Source organism: Kribbella orskensis, from assembly GCF_004342085.1.
Taxonomy (GTDB): Bacteria; Actinomycetota; Actinomycetes; order Propionibacteriales; family Kribbellaceae; genus Kribbella; species Kribbella orskensis.
In genome coordinates this window covers 26,916-46,363 of sequence record NZ_SLWM01000020.1, presented here as the reverse complement: position 1 = coordinate 46,363, position 19,448 = coordinate 26,916, and the positions used below count along the sequence as shown (strand labels likewise).

General features: G+C 67.7%; 18 protein-coding genes and 1 pseudogene. 8 read left to right on the top strand and 11 right to left on the bottom strand.

The window, feature by feature from the left end:
• The first annotated feature begins 120 nt into the window (after nucleotides 1-120).
• Together EV644_RS34655 and EV644_RS34650 are read left to right on the top strand one after the other, a co-directional pair.
• Complete coding sequence (locus EV644_RS34655; RefSeq protein WP_132194284.1) at nucleotides 121-711, top strand: hypothetical protein; 591 nt, start codon at nucleotides 121-123, stop codon at nucleotides 709-711.
• Nucleotides 704-1,537: a hypothetical protein gene (locus EV644_RS34650; RefSeq protein ID WP_132194286.1), complete on the top strand. Its 834-nt coding sequence runs from the start codon at nucleotides 704-706 to the stop codon at nucleotides 1,535-1,537. The genes EV644_RS34655 and EV644_RS34650 overlap by 8 nt, the downstream gene beginning before the upstream one ends.
• 7 nt (nucleotides 1,538-1,544) lie before the next feature.
• Here EV644_RS34650 and EV644_RS34645 read toward each other — a convergent pair whose 3' ends face one another.
• The 3 genes from EV644_RS34645 to hemW all read right to left on the bottom strand — a co-directional run bounded on the left by EV644_RS34645 (nucleotide 1,545) and on the right by hemW (nucleotide 5,559).
• The gene (locus tag EV644_RS34645; RefSeq protein ID WP_132194288.1) at nucleotides 1,545-2,558 is read right to left on the bottom strand and encodes a LacI family DNA-binding transcriptional regulator; all 1,014 of its coding nucleotides are present in this window, start codon (nucleotides 2,556-2,558) and stop codon (nucleotides 1,545-1,547) included.
• Nucleotides 2,559-2,690: 132 nt separating this feature from the next.
• On the bottom strand, nucleotides 2,691-4,013 hold the full coding sequence (locus EV644_RS34640) for an ABC transporter substrate-binding protein (RefSeq protein WP_132194290.1): 1,323 nt from the start codon (nucleotides 4,011-4,013) through the stop codon (nucleotides 2,691-2,693).
• A 334-nt stretch (nucleotides 4,014-4,347) separates the two neighbouring features.
• On the bottom strand, nucleotides 4,348-5,559 hold the full coding sequence (gene hemW / locus EV644_RS34635) for a radical SAM family heme chaperone HemW (RefSeq protein WP_132194292.1): 1,212 nt from the start codon (nucleotides 5,557-5,559) through the stop codon (nucleotides 4,348-4,350).
• Nucleotides 5,560-5,606: 47 nt separating this feature from the next.
• On the opposite strand from hemW, the gene EV644_RS34630 reads away from it, so the two are divergent.
• Nucleotides 5,607-7,622, top strand: coding sequence for an MDR family MFS transporter (locus EV644_RS34630; RefSeq protein ID WP_132194294.1), 2,016 nt, complete (start codon nucleotides 5,607-5,609; stop codon nucleotides 7,620-7,622).
• 45 nt (nucleotides 7,623-7,667) lie between these two features.
• On the opposite strand, the gene EV644_RS34625 is transcribed toward EV644_RS34630, so the two are convergent.
• Complete coding sequence (locus tag EV644_RS34625) at nucleotides 7,668-8,114, bottom strand: TIGR03618 family F420-dependent PPOX class oxidoreductase (protein ID WP_132194296.1); 447 nt, start codon at nucleotides 8,112-8,114, stop codon at nucleotides 7,668-7,670.
• A 13-nt stretch (nucleotides 8,115-8,127) separates the two neighbouring features.
• Nucleotides 8,128-8,481 carry a UBP-type zinc finger domain-containing protein gene (locus EV644_RS34620; protein WP_132194298.1) on the bottom strand — a complete coding sequence of 118 codons (354 nt, stop codon included), beginning with the start codon at nucleotides 8,479-8,481 and terminating at the stop codon, nucleotides 8,128-8,130.
• Nucleotides 8,482-8,709: 228 nt separating this feature from the next.
• Here EV644_RS34620 and EV644_RS34615 point away from each other — a divergent pair, with 228 nt between their 5' ends.
• A complete protein-coding gene (locus EV644_RS34615; protein ID WP_132194300.1) occupies nucleotides 8,710-9,849 on the top strand; it encodes an alpha/beta fold hydrolase in 1,140 nt (379 codons plus the stop codon).
• On the opposite strand, the gene EV644_RS34610 is transcribed toward EV644_RS34615, so the two are convergent.
• Nucleotides 9,846-11,681 carry an AMP-dependent synthetase/ligase gene (locus EV644_RS34610; RefSeq protein WP_132194302.1) on the bottom strand — a complete coding sequence of 612 codons (1,836 nt, stop codon included), beginning with the start codon at nucleotides 11,679-11,681 and terminating at the stop codon, nucleotides 9,846-9,848. The genes EV644_RS34615 and EV644_RS34610 overlap by 4 nt on opposite strands.
• Nucleotides 11,682-11,788: 107 nt before the next feature.
• On the opposite strand from EV644_RS34610, the gene EV644_RS34605 reads away from it, so the two are divergent.
• A complete protein-coding gene (locus EV644_RS34605; protein WP_132194304.1) occupies nucleotides 11,789-13,414 on the top strand; it encodes a peptide-N4-asparagine amidase in 1,626 nt (541 codons plus the stop codon).
• Here the strand turns inward: EV644_RS34605 and EV644_RS34600 are convergent.
• The 3 genes from EV644_RS34600 to EV644_RS34590 form a co-directional block, all read right to left on the bottom strand.
• Nucleotides 13,402-14,001, bottom strand: coding sequence for a class I SAM-dependent methyltransferase (locus tag EV644_RS34600; protein ID WP_132194306.1), 600 nt, complete (start codon nucleotides 13,999-14,001; stop codon nucleotides 13,402-13,404). The genes EV644_RS34605 and EV644_RS34600 overlap by 13 nt on opposite strands.
• 57 nt (nucleotides 14,002-14,058) lie before the next feature.
• Complete coding sequence (locus tag EV644_RS34595; RefSeq protein ID WP_132194308.1) at nucleotides 14,059-15,084, bottom strand: aspartate-semialdehyde dehydrogenase; 1,026 nt, start codon at nucleotides 15,082-15,084, stop codon at nucleotides 14,059-14,061.
• 126 nt (nucleotides 15,085-15,210) lie between these two features.
• Complete coding sequence (locus EV644_RS34590) at nucleotides 15,211-15,396, bottom strand: tautomerase family protein (RefSeq protein ID WP_132194310.1); 186 nt, start codon at nucleotides 15,394-15,396, stop codon at nucleotides 15,211-15,213.
• Here EV644_RS34590 and EV644_RS46805 point away from each other — a divergent pair.
• From EV644_RS46805 to EV644_RS34575, 3 genes and pseudogenes are all read left to right on the top strand, one after another.
• Nucleotides 15,311-15,712: pseudogene (locus EV644_RS46805) on the top strand (5-deoxy-glucuronate isomerase); the annotation flags it as partial. The gene EV644_RS34590 and the pseudogene EV644_RS46805 sit on opposite strands and share 86 nt — an antisense overlap.
• 151 nt (nucleotides 15,713-15,863) lie before the next feature.
• On the top strand, nucleotides 15,864-16,655 hold the full coding sequence (locus EV644_RS34580; RefSeq protein WP_132194312.1) for an SDR family oxidoreductase: 792 nt from the start codon (nucleotides 15,864-15,866) through the stop codon (nucleotides 16,653-16,655).
• A 74-nt stretch (nucleotides 16,656-16,729) separates the two neighbouring features.
• A complete protein-coding gene (locus EV644_RS34575; RefSeq protein ID WP_132194314.1) occupies nucleotides 16,730-17,485 on the top strand; it encodes an IclR family transcriptional regulator in 756 nt (251 codons plus the stop codon).
• 31 nt (nucleotides 17,486-17,516) lie between these two features.
• Here EV644_RS34575 and EV644_RS34570 read toward each other — a convergent pair whose 3' ends face one another.
• Nucleotides 17,517-18,737 carry an MFS transporter gene (locus tag EV644_RS34570; RefSeq protein WP_255511401.1) on the bottom strand — a complete coding sequence of 407 codons (1,221 nt, stop codon included), beginning with the start codon at nucleotides 18,735-18,737 and terminating at the stop codon, nucleotides 17,517-17,519.
• Between the two features lie 46 nt (nucleotides 18,738-18,783).
• Nucleotides 18,784-19,410: an MOSC domain-containing protein gene (locus tag EV644_RS34565; RefSeq protein WP_132194318.1), complete on the bottom strand. Its 627-nt coding sequence runs from the start codon at nucleotides 19,408-19,410 to the stop codon at nucleotides 18,784-18,786.
• Nucleotides 19,411-19,448: the final 38 nt, after the last annotated feature.

The window sequence follows — 19,448 nt, the reverse complement described above, 5'->3', positions numbered from 1 at the left end:
TCACAGATATCACGGGGGTGACCGGCTCCGACAGTCATCGCAGCGGAGAGTGAACAAAGAGGCAGCCGAACTGTTGTCGGGACAAGCACGCAGCGTCATCCTGTGGTGGGGGTGGTCGTCATGAATTCGTGGCGGACAGCAGCGCCGATCTGCGTGGTGCTGTTGACGCTGTTGGTGGGTTGCGGCGGGTCGAACGACGAGGCCGATCCAGGGACCACGTTGACGCCGTCGGAGACGTCGACGACGGATCCGACCGGCGAGCCGTCGGTGGAGCCGACCGATCCGGAGTCGACCCAGGCGACCCGGGACAAACCCTCCATCCAGATCGCGTCCGCGCCGATCGGCGGCAACGTCCAGACCGATGGCGCGGACCAGTGCGCCGAGGTCAACTGGCTGGGCCGCAACCCGATCCCGGCCGGCACGACCATCCAGCTCGGCGAGGCGAGCCTGGACCCCACCGACCTCTTCGATCTCTACCAGGACGCGTGCGACACGGATCTGCGGCCGTGCACGGAGGTGATGTGGCAGACGACCAGCTTCATGCCCTGCTACGTCGGCGCCCGCCAGGTCGCCCGGGGCGACCGGGCCGCCAAGCTGATGATCGCCGTGACCGCGACCTGCGAGACCGAGGCGGACTGCCGGAGCCTGGCCGGCGACGTTCCCGGCAGCCAGATCTCCTTCGCACCGGGCGATCTCGTGTCGAATGGCTGATGAGCGGTCCCAGGCCGAACGCTGGGTGAGTTTCGCCGCCGGCATCGTGGCGCCGGTAACGCTGATCAGCGGCCTGCTGTTCTACTTCGGCTACGTCTCCGCGCGGTCGCAGTACGAGTACTTCGGGATCGACGTCGACACCATCGGCCTGAGTACCCAGGACTACGTGATGCGCAGCCCGCAGCCGCTGCTGGTTCCGTTGCTCGTGTTCGCCCTGATGGCGGTCGCCGTGGTCCTGTTGCACAACGCGATCCAGCCGACGTTGACGGGCATCACCCGTGCCCGCCGGGTGGCGGTCGTCGTCCTGCTGCTCGGAGTGGTCGGCCTCCTCGGCTATCCGTTGCTCGGCGACGTCCCGTACTACGCGCTCGTCGTACCGGTGGTCATTGGACTGGCGGCGGCCGCGCTCGCCTACCTCTCGTACCTCACCACCAAGCTGGAGCAGCGCAGACCGCACGTCGTCCTGCTCGGGCTGCTCGCGCTGGTGACCATCACCTGCGCGTTCTGGGCGACCGCGACCACCGCCCAGTACTCCGGACGCGGGCTGGCCAAGTCGGATGCGGAGAACCTCGACCAGTTCCCGGTCGTCATCCTCGACACCAAGGAGAAACTGCAACTCCGCTCGCCCGGGCTCGAGGAGACCGCGCTCCGGCCGGGATCCGGGCAGACCTTCCACTACCGGTACCGCGGACTCCGGTTGCTCGTGGTCGGGCAGAACCGGTTGTTCCTGGTGCCGCAGAAGTGGAATGCCTCGAACACCACTTTCGTCGTACCGCTGGACAACTCGATCCGGGTGCAGTTCCAGTTCGAGAACGACCCGCCGTAGATCAAGGTCAGGCGGAGCCGCGGATGATCAGTTCGGTGTTGAAGATCTCCGGGCTGGTCAACTGGGCGCCGCCGATCTTGGCGAGCAGGATCTCGGCCAGCCGGGCGCCCAGCAGTTCCACCGGCTGCCGCACGGTCGTCAGCTTCGGCGTGGTCGTGGTCGCCACCACCGAGTCGTCGAACCCGACCACCGCGACGTCGTCCGGCACCCGCCGTCCGAGCTGGGACAGCACCCGCAGCGCGGCGGTCGCCATCAGGTCGTTCGCCACGAACACGCCGTCAAGGTCGGGGTGCTCGTCGAACAACTGCATGGCTGCCTGCTCCCCGCCGTCCGCGGTGAAGTCGCCGAAGGCAATGGCCTCGGACACTCCGGCCTCGGCAGCGGCCTCCTTGTACCCGGTCAGGCGATCGATGCCGGCGGTCATGTCCAGCGGCCCGGCGATCGTGCCGATCTTGCGCCGCCCGATGGACACCAGGTACTCGACCGCGGTACGCGCGCCGGCGACGTTGTCGACGTCGACGCTCGCGACCGGTACTTCGACGCCGAGCGGGCGTGCGCTGAACACGATCGGCAGCGGCAACTGGGCGAGCTCCTGCAGCACGTTGTCGCGACCGTGGTGACTGACGATGATCGCGCCGTCGACGTGCCCGCCGCGCAGGTACCGCAACAGGCGCTGGTCGTCACCCTCCGCGGGCTCGATCAACAGCACCAACTGCGACGAAGTGGGAGCCAGGGTCATGCTGACGCCGCGAAGGATCCCGGCGAAGAAAGGGTCCGAGAACACCCGGCTGTCCGGCTCCGGAACCACCAGCGCGACCGAGTCCGTCCGGCGAGTCACCAGAGCGCGGGCGGCGCGGTTCGGCACGTACCCGAGCTCGCCGATCGCCCGCTCCACCGCGGCCACCGTCTCGGGCAGAACCTTCGGCGACCCGTTCACCACCCGCGACACGGTCGCCCGCGAAACCCCGGCGAGTGCGGCCACCTGCTCCAGCGTCGGAGATCCACTGTCCTGACCTCGCATAGACAACGGACCTCCCGAGCTGATTGTGACGTTCACACCGTAGTACCAAGATGCCGCCGACCGCGCCCAACACCACACCGGGGCAACGAGTTCCGCGCCGGCTGAACTCGTTGCCCGTCGATGGTTGCCCGGTCAGCCGCCCTTGCGGGTGTTGGCGGCTTTGTCGCTGGCGTCGAGGGCCTGTCTCCAGGCGTCCTCGGGCTTCTGCTTGCCTTCGTCCACTCGGGCCAGGGCCTCGGTGAAGACCTGGTTGATCTCGCCGTCGCGAGGGCCCTTGTGCTGTTTGAGGATCACGCTCTTCGCGCGGTCGATGAAGATCTTGCCGACCGGCGCGTTGTTGAAGTACGGATTCACCTCGCTCTTCACCTGCGGCGCGTCGTACGCGTCGACGGTGGAGGGGAACGAGCCGACCTTCTTGAAGACCTTGATCTGCTGCTCGGGCGCGGTCAGCCAGGCGGCCAGTTTCGCGGCCTCCTCGGGCTGCGGCGACTGGGTCGGGACGGTCAGGTACGAGCCGCCCCAGTTGCCACCGCCGCCGGGGAAGACGTTGGCGACGTCCCACTTGCCCTTGCCGTAGCTGCCGGCGTTGTCCGCGATCACGCCGAGCAGCCAGCCGGGGCAGGCCATCGTCGCGAACGCATCGGTGCGGAAGGCCTTGGTCCAGGCCGGGCTCCAGGCCGGCAGCTTCGCGGACAGCCCGTCGTCGGTACCGCGGACGATCTGGTCCCAGGTCTTCTTCAGCAGCGGGTTCTCCTCGCCCAGGTACCGGTCCTGGTTGGAGTAGTAGGCCTGGATCAACTGGTTGCGCATCGCTTCCCAGGTGAGCACCGCGGAGTCGTACCAGGCGGAGTTCGGCACCTTCGACTTGAACCGCCGGCCGACGGCGAAGTACGAGTCCCAGTCGGGGAACAGCGCGGCGACATTGGCCCGGTCGGTCGGCAGGCCGGCCTTGGCGAACAGGTCCTTGCGGTAGCAGATCGCCTCCGGCCCGATGTCGGTGCCGTACCCGATGATCTTGCCCTCACTGGTGGTGGCGCCGGCCACCTTCCAGTCCAGCCAGCGCTCCTTCAGGTCGTCGGCGCCGTACTGCCGCAGGTCGACGAACTTGTCGGCCTTGGCCAGGTACTTGTAGATCCAGCTGACCTCCATCGCCTCGATGTCGGCCATCCCGGAACCGGCGGCCAGATTCGTCTCGAGGTTCTTGACGTGGTCGTCGACCGTCTCGGCCCGGCGCTCGGTGATCTTGACGTTGGGGTGCAGGCCCTCGTACTCCCGGTAGAGGTCGCTGTACCCGAACTCGTTGAAGGTCGCGATGGTGAGCTCGACCCTCGGGCCGTCGTCGTCGCCGGACCCGGCGGAGCTCTCCTGATCGTTTCCACCGCAGCCGGCTGCCAGCAGAGTGAGGCTGCAAGCAAGGGCAATGACGGCACTGCATTGGCGGGCACTGGGCCGCATTGGAATGCTCCCTGTTACTGAGGACGGGTTGAGAGCGCTCTGATGATGTAAAAGACCTGAGTTTCGAGCGTTTCAACGGAGTGTGTCAAGGACCACATCGTCACTCTGGGACACGACACCGACTAGGTCAGTACATAGCAGCCCTGATTGTCACGGTGTGAACCACGCCGGTGACACAGGGCTGTATTTGCTGCTCTTTTCCTGAATTGACCCTGACGAAGTCAGCAACTTACGAACCTCGGGCGGCCGTCCCGCGAGCACAGGCAGTGAGCAGTTGGCGCCGAAACTTTCCGGGAATCGCCGATAAGCGATACCCGATCGTTTCGGACGAGTGTCAGGGCAGCAGGTCGCGGACGACGGCGTCGGCGAGGAGACGGCCGCGCTGGGTCAGGACCAGGCGGTCCCCGGATTCCACCAGCAGTTCGTCGGCGATGGCGAGGCGTGCCGCGCCCTGGCCGGGCTTGTCGAGTACGTCGACCGGCAGCCCGGCCGACAACCGGATCTCCAGCAGCACCCGCTCCACCCGGCGAGTCTCCTCGTCGAGCACCTCCCGCGCGTACGCCGGGCTGTCCCCCGCGGCCAGGCGATCGGCGTACGCGCTGGGGTGCTTCACGTTCCACCAGCGGACGCCGCCGACATGGCTGTGCGCGCCCGGGCCGATGCCCCACCAGGTGTCACCGCGCCAGTAGAGCTCGTTGTGCCGGCAACGGGCGTCCGCAGTACGGGCCCAGTTCGAGACTTCGTACCAGTCGAGGCCGCCGCCGCTGAGCAGTTCGTCGGCGAGCAGGTACTTGTCGGCGAGGTCGTCGTCATCGGGCATCGGCAACTCGCCGCGGCGGACGCGCCGGGCCAACTGGGTCCCGTCCTCGACGATCAACGCGTACGCGCTCACGTGGTCGGGCTCGGCGGACAGCGCAGACTCCAGCGACGTCCGCCAATCGTCGAGCGACTCCCCCGGCGTGCCGTAGATGAGGTCGAGGTTCACGTGCTCGAAGCCCGCGGCTGTCGCCTCCTTCGCCGCCTGCAGCGCCCGGCCCGGGGTGTGCTTGCGGTCCAGGATCTGCAGCACGTGCGGCGTCGCGCTCTGCATCCCGAACGAGACCCGATTGAACCCGGCCTCCCGGATCGCGGCCAGATAAGCCGGATCGACGGACTCGGGATTGGCTTCGGTGGTCACCTCGGCGTCCGCAGCCAGCCCGAACTCGTCCCGTACTGCGGCCAGCATCCGGCCGAGGTCCTCCGCGGGGAGCAGCGTCGGCGTACCTCCGCCGAAGAACACCGTGTCCACCGGCCGGTCCAGGTCGCCGAGAACCCGCCGGGCCATCCGGACCTCCTCCACCGCGGTCTGCGCGTACGACGCCTGCGAACCGCCGCCACCGAGTTCCTTGGCGGTGTAGGTGTTGAAGTCGCAGTAGCCGCAGCGCGCGGCGCAGAACGGAACGTGCAGGTAGAAGCCGAATGGCCGGGTCGCCGCTTCGAGGACGGCCGGCTCCGGCAGCGACCCGTCCCGGGGCGCAACCTCCCCCTCGGGCAGTGTCGATGGCACCCACCCATCGTACGTTCCACGCAATCCGGGGTCGCTACATTCAGGTGATGGAGACCGAGGCTCAGCCTGTCGGCCGTGCCACGCAGAACGCCGTGGTGGTCGCGATCATGCTCGGAATGCTGCTCGCTGCCCTCGACCAGACGATCGTGGCGACCGCGCTGCCGACGATCGTGAGCGAGCTGGGCGGGGCCAATCACCTGTCCTGGGTGGTCACGTCGTACCTGCTGGCCGAGACGATCATGACCGCGCTGGTCGGCAAGTTCGGCGACCTTTACGGGCGCAAGCGGATGTTCCTGATCAGCGTCGTGCTGTTCCTGGTCGGCTCGGCGCTGTGCGGCATGGCGGACTCGATGCTCTGGCTGGTCGGCTCGCGCGCGATCCAGGGTCTCGGCGCCGGCGGCCTGATGGTGACCGCGATGGCGGTGATCGCGGACGTCGTACCGCTGAGCGAGCGCGGCAAGTACCAGGGCTTCATCGGCGCGGTCTTCGGCGTCTCGACGGTCGCCGGTCCGCTGCTCGGCGGGCTGTTCGTGGACCAGCTGAGCTGGCGGTGGGCGTTCTACGTCAACATCCCGCTCGGCATCGTCGTGCTGGTCGTCGCCGCGTTCGCGCTGCCCTCGGTGAAGGCCGCGGTGAAACCGGCGATCGACTACCTCGGCATCCTGCTGATCGGCCTGGCGGCGACGGGACTGACCCTCGTCACCACCTGGGGCGGCAACCAGTACGACTGGACGTCGCCGATCATCATCGCGATGGCGGTGGGCTCCGTGATCGCGCTGATCCTCTTCGTGCTGGTGGAGCAGCGCGCCGCCGAGCCGCTGCTGCCGATCCGTCTCTTCCGGTCGCGGGTGTTCTCGGTCTGCACGTCGCTGAGCTTCATCATCGGCTTCGCGATGCTCGGCGGGGTCACCTTCCTGCCGACCTACCTGCAGTACGTGCACGGCGCCTCGGCGACGGAGTCCGGGTTGCAGATGCTGCCACTGGTCGCTGGTCTGCTCGTCGCGTCGGTGGCGGTCGGCCAGACCATCAGCAAGACGGGCCGCTACCGGATCTTCCCGATCGTCGGCACGGTGATGATCGCGGGCGGGCTGTACCTGCTGTCGTTGATGGGCAACCAGACGAGCTACCTCCAGACAGCTGTATCGATGCTGGTGCTCGGGCTCGGCGTCGGTCTTTGCATGCCTGTACCGACGGTGGTCGTCCAGAGCACGGTGGACTACTCGGATCTCGGAGTCGCGACGTCCGGGGTGAGCTTCCTCCGGACACTGGGCAGCTCCTTCGGGGTCGCGGTGTTCGGCTCGGTCTACGCTGCGCAGTTGCCCGAGCGGTTGGCGGGCGCAATTCCTCCTGGTGTCGATCCACGCGCCGCCCAGTCGGTCGAAGGTGTGCACTCGTTGCCCCCGGCGGCGCGTGACGCGATCACCGCCGCGTATGCCGACGCGCTGCACGTGGTGTTCCTGGCCGCAGTGCCGGTGGCTGCTCTCGGGTTCGTGGTCGCCCTGCTGCTGAAGGAGGTTCCGCTGCGCGACACCGTCCGGACATCGGTGAGCGGGAACTCCAGCGTGGGCGACAGCTTCGCCGTACCGGCCTCGGCAGATTCCGAGCAGGAACTGCAGAAACTGTTCGCCTTCGTCGTCCAGAACCACAAACGCAACCCCGGCCCCGAAGTACTGGCCGAGTCAGGTATCCCACTGTCGCTCGCGCAGGCCTGGATGATCCTGCGCGTCTTCCGCGGCGGCGCCGAATCCGGATCGGCCACCCTGCAGGAGATCACCGGCGACCTCAAAGTCCCACCGGGCGTCTTCGAACCGCTCGCCGCCCAGCTGGTTGCCGACGGCTACCTGTCCGAAACCCTCGGCCACTACCGCTTCACCACCCGCGGCCTGGAGATGTTCCAGCGCTTCGTCGGCGCCTACCGGGTCTGGATCCTGGCGCGGTTGGAGGACTGGGACGCCGAGAGCGCGCCTGCCTTCTCGGCCGCGGTAGACCGGATCGCCGAACAAATGATCGACCGAGGCCAGTCCCTGACCACCGGCAAACACGCCGCCCTCACAGGAGCCTGAGGCCGTACGCCGCAACCTCTCCGCCGCCCTTGCCTGGGATGGGGGTCAGGAAGGGTTGGTGTAGATGCGGGTTGGCCGGACCAGTACTGCGGTTCGGCCTTCTGCCTTCATCACGCGGTCGTACTCGTTCCAGTTGTCGTGTGTGCCACCGGCTGCGGTGAAGATGTCGCGGAGCAGCAGGCGCAGTACGTCGTCGTCCGTCAGCCACTCGGGCCGGTCGTCCGGACCCGCGAGTTCGGCGGTGCCCTCGACCGTGGCCCACTGCCATCCGCGCCGGAAGGTCACCGCCAGCTCCGGGCGGGCTCGCAGATTCTTGAGCTTCACCTGGCCGTAGGTGACGAAGGCGAGCACCTGCTCACCATCGGTCGGGTGACCCATGGCCCCGACGTTCACCACCGACGACTGGATGGTCCCATCGGCACGCCGCGTCGCGACAACCGCGAGCCCGTGGTCCTCGCTCGCTAGAGCAGCCGCCTCCGACAACGTGGTCACGACAGGCTCTCCCCTACTGGTGCAACTTCGAGGGCCAGTTCGGAGGGACGCGACCCTCTGGACCCGGCGCAGGCTGGTCCTCTGGGTGGTGGTTCGGCGGCGCCAGGGTGGGGCCTTCCACGAAGGTCTTGTTCGTGTAGTCCCAGTACCAGTCCTCGCCCGGCTCGAAGCTCTGGATCACCGGGTGACCGGTCTGCTCGGCATGGCCGGTCGCGTGCTGCGCAGGCGAGTCGTCACAGCACCCGATGTGTCCACAGGCCGCACAGCGCCGCAGATGGAACCACCAGCCGCCACCCTGCTCACACTCGACGCACCCCGTCCCACTCGGCGGGACCGTCGGATCGATGGCCTGGGATTCCTGGTTCATGGGTACCTCCGTCAGTGGCAGGGGTTCTCGGTGCCGCGCCAGAAGTCCAGCACGGTTCCGCCAAACTTGCGAGCCTCATCGCTGAGAGCGAAGTTACCGGCCGTCATACACCGTGAGAACTCCGGCACTGCCGGCAACGGCCCGTACTGCGACCCGCACCGGCCGTACTGCGACCCGCTCCGGGCTCGGCCGGCTGCGGACGGCCCGGGACGTTCGTACGATGACCCGATGGACGACAGCCCCGAATCGGACCACGAGGATCACGAGGACGACGGCGGCGATGCGCGCGAGATCATCGCCGATCTGAACCGCATCACGAGTCCGCGCGGAGTGCAGGAGTCCTACCTGGCCCGCATCGGTGGAATCGACCAGTGGATCTGCGTGCGCGGTCAGGACCTGGGCAACCCGATCATCCTGTTCGTTCACGGCGGGCCCGCTTCGCCGCTGAGTCCTACCCTGTGGCAGTTCCAGCGGCCTCTGGAGGAGTACTTCACCGTCGTCAACTACGACCAGCGGGGTGCGGGCAAGACGTACCGTGCCTCCGACCCGGAGTCGATCGCGGCGACCATCCACATTGCGCAGTACGTGAGCGACGCCATCGAGATCGCCGAGTCGATCGTCGCGAAGTACGGAGGGCGGAAGCTCGTGCTGATGGGGCACAGCTGGGGAACGGTCATCGGATTCCACGCCGCGCTCGCCCGGCCGGATCTCTTCCACGCCTATGTCGGCATCGGCCAGATCATCAACACGAGGACCAACGAGCAGCTCAGTTTCACCTACGGACTCGAACAGGCCCGGCAGACGAACAACTCGGAGGCCGTCCGGGAAATGGAGTCGATCGCGCCGTACCCCGGCGAGACGCCGGTCACCCGCGAGCGGATCATCATCGCCCGGAAGTGGCCGCAGTACTACGGCGGCCTGACCGCCTACCGCGACAACTCCGACTACTACTTCTACGCACCCCTGCTGTCCCCCGAGTACGCGGCTGAGGACATCGACGCCATTGACGAAGGCAACGAATTCACCCTGGCAAAGATCCTGCCGGAATTCCTGGACGTCGACTTCACCGGTGTGCTGGAGTTCCCGATCCCGGTGCTGATGTTCATGGGCCGGCACGACTACACCACCCCGTCAGCCCCGACAGCGGCCTGGCTCGAGGCGGTCGACGCGCCGTACAAGCGTGGCGTGTGGTTCGAGAACTCGGCCCACATGATCCCGTTCGAGGAACCCGGCAAGACACTCGTCAGCCTCGTGACCTACGTCAGACCACTCACCGATCCTCCCAGTGAGGTCGCCGCCGACTCGATGACCAGCGCAACGCGGGTTGGCGCGACGCGGGAGCGACCGCCCGAGCAGGGCGTGGGCTAGTCGTACATCTTGTCCAGGAGATCGCCGTACGTCGTCTCCACGTGCTTGCGCTTGAGCTTCAGACTCGGCGTCATCTCACCCGACTCCACGGTGAGATCCCGGTCGAGGATGGTGAACTTCTTGATGGTCTCCCAGCGGTTCAGCCCGGCGTTCAGCTCGTCCACATAACCCTGCACCAGCTTCTGCGCCTCGTCCGATGTGACGATCTCGGCGTACGACTTCCGACCGAGACCGCTCTGCTCGGCCCAGCCCTGGATCGCGTCCGGGTCGAGCGTGACCAGGGCGCTCACGAAGTTCCGCTGATTGCCGTGCACGAGGAACTGGCTGGCGTACGGGCAGATCATCTTGAAGCGTCCCTCGATCACCTGCGGCGCGACGTACTTGCCGCCGGAGGTCTTGAAGAGGTCCTTCTTCCGGTCGGTGATGAAGAGGAACTCGTCCTCGAAGTGACCGATGTCGCCGGTGTGGAACCAGCCGTCGGCGTCGATCACCTCGGCGGTCTGCTCCGGCAGGTTGTGGTACCCGCTCATCACGCCGGGACCCTTGATCAGGATCTCGCCGTCCTCGGCGATCTTGAACTCGGACGCAGGGAAGATCGGCCCGACGCTCCCGAGCCGGTACTGGTCGGGCCGGTTCAGCGTCGATCCCGCGGCGGTCTCGGACAGCCCGTAGCCCTCGAGGATCAGCAGCCCGGCCGCGTGGAACCACTCGTTGAGGTGCTTGTCCAGCGCGGCCGATCCGGACACGAAGAAGCGGATCCGGCCGCCGAAGCGCGCGCGAATCTTCGACAGCACCAGTTTGTCAGCCACCGAGTACTGCGCTGCCAGTACTCCGCTGGGCTCCTTGCCTTGCTGGCGCAACTTGGAGACCTGCGTGCCGATCCCGAAGGCCCAGTGGAACAGCTTCGCCTTGACGCCGCCCTCGGCCTCCATCATCGTCACGATCCGGCCGTGCGCCTTCTCGAAGACGCGGGGCGCGGCAGCCATGAAGGTGGGCTGCACGACAGCGGCGTTCTCCACGATCTTGTCCACCCGGCCGTCGATCGCCGTCGCGAAGCCGATCTGGAACTGCACCGCCAGCAACACCTGGCCGAACACGTGCGACAACGGCAGCCACAACAGTTGCAGGTCGTCCGGGCTGAGCACCCGGATCCCTTCCACCGCGGCGCCCTCGTACGTCCACACCGAGTGCGGCAACCGCACCCCCTTGGGTCGCCCGGTCGTGCCTGAGGTGTAGACCAGCGTGCAGAGGTGCTCGGGCCGGATCTGCGCGATCCGGTCGTCGATCGCCGCCGGGTTCTCGTCCAGGTGTTTGGCGCCGAGGTCGTCGAGGGTGGCGAGGCTGATCACCCAGTCGCCGTCGCGCTCCTCCGGCTCACCGTCGATCAGCACGACCTTGTGCAGCGATGGGGTCTCCGACTTGTGCTGCCGCAGCTTGTCGACCTGGCTGGCGTCCTCGGCGAACACCATCTGCACCGCGGCGTCCGCGACGATGTAGGAGACGTCCGCGGCCATCGTGGTCGGGTAGATCGTGGTCGTCGCGGCAGCCGCGAGCACCGCCGACAGGTAGCACTGGACCCACTCGAGCCTGGTGCTCGCCGCGACTCCCACCCGCTGCTCGGGCTGGACTCCCAGCGCGATCAGGCCGGCGGCGCGACGGCGTACGAGCTCTTCGGTCTGCTGCCAGGTCACCGACTTCCACTCGGAGCCGGTCGGATACCTGAACGCCTCCCGGTTCGGCGTCGCGGCGACGCGGTCGAGAAACATCTGCGCGAGGTGCTCTTTGCGGTTGCTCAGCAACGCGAGCTGGGGACCGTCGGCAACGGGCTTCATGTCTGGCCTCCATGGGGGGTCAAGTAACCGAACAGTAATGGGCTGAGGCAGCCGTGGCCATGGTCCTCGCTTGCCCGTCCGCACCATCTCGATTACGTTTCCGCAACATGCGCGCACGGTCTGTGGCACTCGTCTCACTGTCCGTTCTACTCCTCGGTTGGCTGACCCCTGCGGCAGCCGCGCCGCCGCCTCCCGAGTTCGGCTCGGACTACGCCGATCCACGGACTCCGGCTCCTCCGGTGGCGGTGCCGAACACCCGGCACTGCTCCGTCGAGATCGTCAGGCACGGCTTCAGGAACTTCGACCCGTACACCTCCACCTACACGCCGCCGGCGAACTGCCGCGGTCCCTGGTCGAAGGTCGTCCTGCGGATGAACGGTTCGGTGAAGGGCGTCCAGTTCGACCGCCTCGGGCACATCACTATCGGTGGCGTCGGCGTCTTCCGGACGTCGACCCCCGAGCCCAGCACGGACGGGATCAACTGGCAGGTGGAGAAGGACATCAGCTCCTACAGCCCCTTGCTGCGTTCGCCCCAGCCCGTCGTGATGGAGCTCGGCAACGTCGTGAACGACACCTACACCGGCGTCCTCGACATCACCGTGACCCTTGACTTCTACGTGACCGGCCGCGGCGCACCAGCCGCCCGTACTGCGTCCGCGGTGCTCCCGCTGCAGGACCAACGACGCGAGGACTCCGACCTGGTCGGTACTGCGACGCTGCCGCGCAACACCACCCGCCTGCTCGGGGAGATCTACGTGACCGGCTCGGGTGGCGGCTGCGAGGAGTTCTGGGACACCTCGGCCCCGGCCTCGACGGGCTACTCGTGCCCCGACGGCTTGCCGTACCGGGAGGTCGAGGTGCTCGTCGACGGCAAGGTCGCCGGGATCGCGCTGCCGTACCCGTACATCTACACAGGCGGCTGGTCGAACCCGTACTCGTGGCGCCCGTCCCCCGCGCCCCGCGCCTTCGACATCAAACCGCTGATGTACGACCTGACGCCGTTCGCCGGACTGGTCAGCGACGGCAAGCCGCACGAGTTCCGCGTCCACGTCGCCGGCGTACCGGCCGGGCAGAGCGGCTGGTTCACCGTGCCCAACCTCCACGTCTGGACCGACGCACACCTGAAGCAGACCCGCGGCGCGCTCACCTCGTACGCCGTGGCGCCTCTGACCAAGTCCGACGAGGTCACCGGGTCGAGCGGCGCGCCGGGATCCGTGCGGACCAAGGCGTCCCGCTCGCTCAAGATCAGCGGGTACGTCGAGACCTCGGCCGGGCGGATCCGGACGACGGTCGAGCGGTCCCTGGCGAACACCTCCGACCACACCTGGGAGGCGGGCGAGTCCCGCGACACCCTGGACGCCACCTGGCGCGACGTCTCCACCGTCACCACCGGACCTCGGGTGGAGCGGGTCGAGCTGAACTACAGCAAGAACGGCTACCTCAGCTTCTTGCCTAACGCAACGATCCCGGACGGCTACGACGTCATCACCGATCTCGCCCTGGCCGACCGCAGCCGCACCACCACCCGCCTCGGCCCGCTCGTGCTGGCAGACCGCCAGACCGAGGAGACCTACGACGGCCGCGCCACCTGGATCTACAACGTCCCGCGCGACCAGCGCCACGCCACCGGCACCCAGACAGTCCGCTACCGCGCCCACGGCACCGGCGGCTGCTACGACCACACCTTGTCCGCCGTCAACGGCACCTACACCGAGGACTACTACCGCTGCTGAGGCTTACGGGCGATCACCCGATGGATCGTCTTCCCGGAACTGCTGCTGGTCACCTCTTCGTCCAGCAGCAGTTCCGCTGGGGCAAGCGCGGTCCTGACGCCGGCCGCGTCGACCACGGCGTACCGACGGCCCGAGTCGTCGCGCTGGTCCTCGCCTTCGGTGACTCGCCAGGTTAGGTAGAGAGTCCCGCCCGGCTTGACGATGTCGATCAGCCTCGAGGCCGCTTCTATGGCGCTGCGCGGGTCCAGGTGCATGATCACCGTCTCGCACAGCACGTTGTCGAACGACTCCGCCGGGATGTTCGCCAACTCCGGCAACGCGGCCGACTGGAACTCGACCTCCGGATGCCGCCGGCGCGCCTCAGCCAGCAATCGGGCCGAAGGCTCGAACCCGACCACGTCGAACCCGTTCGCCGACAGCCAGGCCGCATCCCGTCCACTCCCGCACCCGATGTCCGCGACCAACCCTGGCCGGCGGAAGTGGCGCAGTACGAGTTCCTGCAGGTCGGTGCCGGCAGGCTGGCTGTCCCAGTCGTCCGCGAAGGCTGTCGCGGCGTGGTCGTAGGCGTGCAGCGTCAGGTCGTCCATGCCCGCATCCTGCTGTGGCAGGTCTCTCTATGTCAACTTTCTTGACATCGAGAGATATCAGCGCTGCTGGAGGAGTTCGGCGATCTGTACTGCGTTGAGGGCGGCACCCTTGCGGAGGTTGTCGTTGGACACGAAGAGGACGAGGCCGCGGTTGCCGGGGACGGACTGGTCCTGGCGGATGCGACCGACGTACGACGGGTCCTTGCCGGCGGCATGCAACGGGGTCGGGATGTCGGCCAGTTCCACGCCGGGGGCCTTCGCGAGGAGTTCAGTCGCGCGCTCGGGAGTGATCGGGTCGGCGAACTCCGCGTGGATGCTCAGCGAGTGGCCGGTGAAGACCGGGACGCGGACGCAGGTGCCCGCCACCAGGAGGTCCGGGATGTGCAGGATCTTGCGGCTCTCGTTGCGGAGCTTCTGCTCCTCGTCGGTCTCACCGGCGCCGTCGGCAACGATCGAGCCGGCCAGCGGGAGCACGTTGAACGCGATCGGACCGGCGTACACCTGGGGCTGCGGGAGGGTGATGCCCTCGGTCCCGTGCGCGAGCCGGCCGGACCCGTCGGCCAGGGCGTTGGTCTGCTCCTCCAACTCCCGTACGCCGACGCCACCCGAGCCGGAGACGGCCTGGTAGGTGGAGACGATCAGGCGGGTCAGGCCGGCTTCCTGGTGGAGCGGGCCGAGGACCGGCATCGCGGCCATCGTGGTGCAGTTCGGGTTCGCGACGATGCCCTTGGGCAGGTGGTCGAGGTCGGAAGGGTTGACCTCGGCAACTACCAGCGGGACGTCGGGGTCCATCCGCCAGCCGGAGGAGTTGTCGACGACGATCGCGCCGGCCGCGGCGACCTTGGGGGCGAACTCCTTGGAAGCCGTTTTGCCGTTGGAGAAGAGGGCCAGGTCGAGGCCCTTGAAGTCGGCGGTGGCGGAGTCCTCGACGGTGATCTTCTCGTCGCCGAACGGGAGTTGGCTGCCCGCCGAGCGCGCGGACGCGAAGTACCGGATCTCGTCGATGGGGAACTCACGGTCGATCAACAACTGGCGCATGACGCCACCGACCTGGCCAGTGGCTCCGAACACTCCTACTCGCATGGAACAAGCCTAGTTGCAGGGTTCTGCCCCTCAAGCCCCCTGTCCACCACCCGGTACCGCGCCCACCCGCTGCCACCCGTCCCCTCCCTGGGGCGGGAGCGGGGCGGGCCGGCGGGGAGAGTGACGTCAGGAGTCGGAGACGAGGACTCCGCCGTTGGCTACGTCGGACTTCTCGATTTCCTGGAAGACGATGCGGACGGCTTCGCGCTTGGCGCCGAGGATGGCGATGGCGGAGTCGGTGACGGCGGCGACGAACTCGCGGCGCTGGTCGAGGGTGCGGCCGGACAGGAGTTCGACGGTGATGTTGGGCATCTCAGAGGCTCCTCAGCGGGGAATCGGGTTCTGTGAGGTGGAACATTGTTCCATGACCGCGGCCACGCTGGTCCAGCCGGGCGAGGGAAACCGGCTGGAGCTCGGCGACCAGCAGACCGCGAACCGCCGGACCATCGACCAGTACATCCACGCCGACGGAGTCCGGAGCTGCCAGATCGTCCTCGGCGTCACCACGCTCCACCCCGGCAGCACCTGGAACACGATGCCCGCGCACACCCACGACCGCCGTACCGAGTGCTATCTGTACTTCGGCCTGCCGGAGACCGAGCGGATCGTCCACCTACTCGGGGAACCCGACGAGACGCGGCACCTGCTGGTCTCGGATCGCCAGGCGGTGATCTCCCCCAGTTGGTCGCCGGCACCTCGGCGTACAGCTTCGTGTGGGCGATGGCCGGCGAGAACCAGGCGTTCGGCGACATGGACGGCGTCGACGTTAAGGACCTGCGGTGACGTCCAGCCCACCAGGGCCGACCGTTGCCCCGCAGTCGCAGGGGTTCTCGCTCGAGGGTCGCACCGCGCTGGTCACCGGGGCGCGGCGCGGGATCGGGGCCGCGATCGCCGCGGGGTTCGCGGCAGCCGGGGCCGACCTGGTCCTGATGGCTCGCGACGCCGCGCTCGAGGACACCCGCGAGGCGATCAAAAAGAGCGGTGGCGAGGCGACGGTGATCACTGCGGACTTCGCCGATCCCGCCGCCGTCGAGGCGGCCGCGACGGAGATCGCCAACAGCCGGACCATCGACATCCTGGTCAACAACGCCGGTACGATCCGGCGCGCGCCGGCGGCCTCGACCAGCCCGTCCGACTGGCATCACGTGATCGACGTGAACCTGAACTCCACCTGGGCCGTGACCCGGCCGGTCGGCGCCGCGATGGTCGCGCGCGGCGAGGGCAAGATCATCACGATCGCCTCGCTGCTCAGCTTCCAGGGCGGTATCTCCGTTCCGGCCTACACTGCCAGCAAGCACGCGGTCGCCGGCCTCACCAAGGCCCTCGCCAACGAGTGGGGGCCGTCCGGTGTGCAGGTGAACGCGATCGCCCCCGGCTACATCAGTACGGACAACACCACCGACCTGCGGGCGGACCCGGAGCGGGAGGCGGCCATTCGCGATCGCACCCCGGCCGGGCGCTGGGGCAGGCCGGAGGACCTGGTCGGTGCTGCGGTCTTCCTGGCCTCGGCAGCCTCGGCGTACGTCAACGGGCATGTGCTCGCCGTCGACGGTGGCTGGCTCGCCCGATAGGCGAGTAGGAGACGGACGGCACGTGACGAGTGAGTGGGAACGGCGCGAACGGGACAAGTGACAGGATGAGCGACATGAGTTCGCCCTCGGCCATCGACAAGACTCTGATGGTGCTCGACGCCGTCCTCGAGCACTCGCGGTTCACGGACGTGGTGACGGCGACCGGGCTGGCCAAGTCGACCGTGCACCGGATCATGGCGTCGCTGGTCGAGCACGAGTTCGTCGCGCAGGCCGAGGACGGTTCGTACCACCCCGGCCCGAAGGCACTGCGGCTCGCCGGGCACGCGCTCACCAACGTGGATCTCGCCACCGTCGCCCGTCCAGTGCTGGCCGACCTGGTCGCGCAGACGCGCTGCACCGTACATGTCGGTCTGCTCAACGGCGACGAGGCGATCTATGTCGCACGGCTCGACGGGCCCAAGCCGTACCGGATGCCTTCGCGGGTCGGCAAAGCCTTCTGGCTGCACTGCACGGGAATTGGCAAGGCGCTGCTGGCGGAGATGGATGACGAAGCCCTCGATGCACTCGTCACCCGCACCGGGCTGCCTGCCCGGACGCCGCTCACCCACACCACCGCGGCCGCTTTGAAGGCGGACCTCGCGCAGGTGAAGGCGCGCGGCTACGCGCTGGACGACGAGGAGAACGAGCCCGGCATCCGCTGCGTCGCCGCCGTCATCCACGACCACACCGGTACTGCGATCGCCGCCGTCAGCATCTCGACGCTGTCCCTCGAGCAGTCGATCGCCCAGGTCGCCCTGATGGCCCCCGCCGCCATCGAAGCCGCCCGCAAGATCTCCGCCGCCCTCGGCTACATGGAGCCGACCAACTGAGCTGAGCCGCTTTGGGTTTGGGCGGCCTGCTTCAGGCGGCCGGCACCAGGGTCGCAGTACGGCGGGCTGCGGCCCAGCGCACTACTGGCACGAACAGGACGCCGACCACTGCGAACCAGACGCCGAGGATGATCCAGCCCGGAACTCCGAGTCCGAGTGGGAGCAGCGCGAGCACTGTCGGCGCGACCATGGTGCTGATCGACATGCTGGTGTTCCAGACCCCCTGGTACTGCCCTTGCGCCTCGTCAGCCGCCAGATCGAAGCCGAGCAAGAACGAACCCGAGGACTGCAGCAACTCCCCGATGACCTGGACGAGCGCGCCCACCGCGAGCAGGGCAATGGCAACGACTACGCCGCCTCCGGATGCACCGGCGAACAGCACCATCGATGCCAGCAGCAACAATCCTGCGGTCCTGGTCGCCCGGGCGGCACTCGCCGGGTCAGCAATGCCCCGGCTCGATCTGACCTGGAACAGCGCGATCACGACGGTGTTGATGATGAGCAGCAGCGCGACCGTCCAGCGAGGTGCCTCGGTGTGATCGACCACCCAGAGCGGGATCGCCACATCGAGTACGGCGTAGTGGATCGACATCCCCGCGTTGAGCGCCGCGACGGCCAGGTAGCCCCGATCTCGCAGAGCGATCCAGACCGGGCCATCCTCCTTCTTCGGCTGCGGTTCCACCCGCGGTACGGCGAACACGACGAACGCGGCGACGATGCTGAGGAACGAGTCCAGCACGAACATCACCCGGTACGCCGTACCGGTGTCGAAGTGCAACGCCAGGGCACCGATTCCGGCGCCGAGCATGATCCCGATGTTGGTGATCGCCCGGAGGTAGGCGCGGGCGGCGACCCGGCCCGCGGCGCCCTGGGTGACTGCGGCGATCAGTGCGGCGCGGACAGCACCGGCGCCGCGGTCGATCACGGTCAGCACGATCGCGACGGCGAGAAACTGCCAGAACGTGTCGACGAGCAAGTAGAGCAGCGAGAGGCCGGAGACGAGCAGGCTCAGGATGACGAACAGGGTGCGCGGTCCCCGGCGGTCGGCAAGGTGACCGAGCGGCACCGCCGAGAGGAGCCCGAACAGGCCGGCGATGGTGAGCCCGACGCCGATCTGTGCGATGGACAAGCCGACGATCCGATTGAAGTAGAGCACACTGACAGTCATCAGCAACCCGTTGCCGACACGGCTGAGCAACGTTGCCAAGGCCAACGGTCTCAGGGGTCCGGGCGCAGGTAGCAGCCCCTTCACAGCCGGATGTCCGACGGCTTCGATGGCGTGGTCGACTTCAGCGTTCTCATGCGCGCGCGGCGATGCGCTGGGCTTCGTCCCTGAGTTCGTCCACCAGATCCGCGTCGGAGTCGAGCATGCCTCGCATCTTGGCCGAGTCCTGCGCGGCGAACATGACGCCGATGGTGACCTCGTGGTCCGGCCTGCTGATCACGTCGATCTGATCGCCGGCGCCGATCGTCCCGGTCTTCAACACCTTGAGGTAGGCACCGGGCCTGCCCTCTTGGTGGAACCGCTTCACCCAGCGAGGAATCCCCATCCGCGCCTGGAACGTGACGCACGGGATCCGCGGCGCCCGCACCATCACCTCGACCTCGTCCCCCAGCCGCCAGACCTCGCCGATCAGCGCGTTGGTGATGTCGAGCCCCTCGGTCGACAGATTCTCCCCGAACAACCCTGCCGGAATCTCCCGCCCGAGCTGCTCGGCCCACCACGCGGAGTCCTCCCGCGCATACGCGTACAGCGCCTGATCAGGCCCACCGTGGCTCTCGGTGTCACAAACCCGATCCCCTTCGAGCCCAAGCAACCCGACCGGCACCCGCCGCCCCTGAGGCCGCTTGTCGATGGCCGTCAGCCCGCTCTCCTTCGGTCCAGGGATCAGCTCTTCAACAACATTCACCGTCAACACCCGCATACCCGGCATCCTCCCCCGGTCCCGGCGCCGGGTGCCAC

What these genes read in the sequence shown, in the direction of transcription:
- EV644_RS34620 (WP_132194298.1), bottom strand. Translation starts at nt 8,481, where the DNA reads ATGAACCAGGAATCCCAGGCCATCGATCCGACGGTCCCGCCGAGTGGG.
- EV644_RS34645 (WP_132194288.1), bottom strand. Translation starts at nt 2,558, where the DNA reads ATGCGAGGTCAGGACAGTGGATCTCCGACGCTGGAGCAGGTGGCCGCA.
- EV644_RS34605 (WP_132194304.1), top strand. Translation starts at nt 11,789, where the DNA reads ATGCGCGCACGGTCTGTGGCACTCGTCTCACTGTCCGTTCTACTCCTC.
- EV644_RS34565 (WP_132194318.1), bottom strand. Translation starts at nt 19,410, where the DNA reads ATGCGGGTGTTGACGGTGAATGTTGTTGAAGAGCTGATCCCTGGACCG.
- EV644_RS34575 (WP_132194314.1), top strand. Translation starts at nt 16,730, where the DNA reads ATGAGTTCGCCCTCGGCCATCGACAAGACTCTGATGGTGCTCGACGCC.
- EV644_RS34610 (WP_132194302.1), bottom strand. Translation starts at nt 11,681, where the DNA reads ATGAAGCCCGTTGCCGACGGTCCCCAGCTCGCGTTGCTGAGCAACCGC.
- EV644_RS34655 (WP_132194284.1), top strand. Translation starts at nt 121, where the DNA reads ATGAATTCGTGGCGGACAGCAGCGCCGATCTGCGTGGTGCTGTTGACG.
- EV644_RS34590 (WP_132194310.1), bottom strand. Translation starts at nt 15,396, where the DNA reads ATGCCCAACATCACCGTCGAACTCCTGTCCGGCCGCACCCTCGACCAG.
- EV644_RS34600 (WP_132194306.1), bottom strand. Translation starts at nt 14,001, where the DNA reads ATGGACGACCTGACGCTGCACGCCTACGACCACGCCGCGACAGCCTTC.
- EV644_RS34630 (WP_132194294.1), top strand. Translation starts at nt 5,607, where the DNA reads ATGGAGACCGAGGCTCAGCCTGTCGGCCGTGCCACGCAGAACGCCGTG.
- EV644_RS34640 (WP_132194290.1), bottom strand. Translation starts at nt 4,013, where the DNA reads ATGCGGCCCAGTGCCCGCCAATGCAGTGCCGTCATTGCCCTTGCTTGC.
- EV644_RS34595 (WP_132194308.1), bottom strand. Translation starts at nt 15,084, where the DNA reads ATGCGAGTAGGAGTGTTCGGAGCCACTGGCCAGGTCGGTGGCGTCATG.
- EV644_RS34650 (WP_132194286.1), top strand. Translation starts at nt 704, where the DNA reads ATGGCTGATGAGCGGTCCCAGGCCGAACGCTGGGTGAGTTTCGCCGCC.
- EV644_RS34615 (WP_132194300.1), top strand. Translation starts at nt 8,710, where the DNA reads ATGGACGACAGCCCCGAATCGGACCACGAGGATCACGAGGACGACGGC.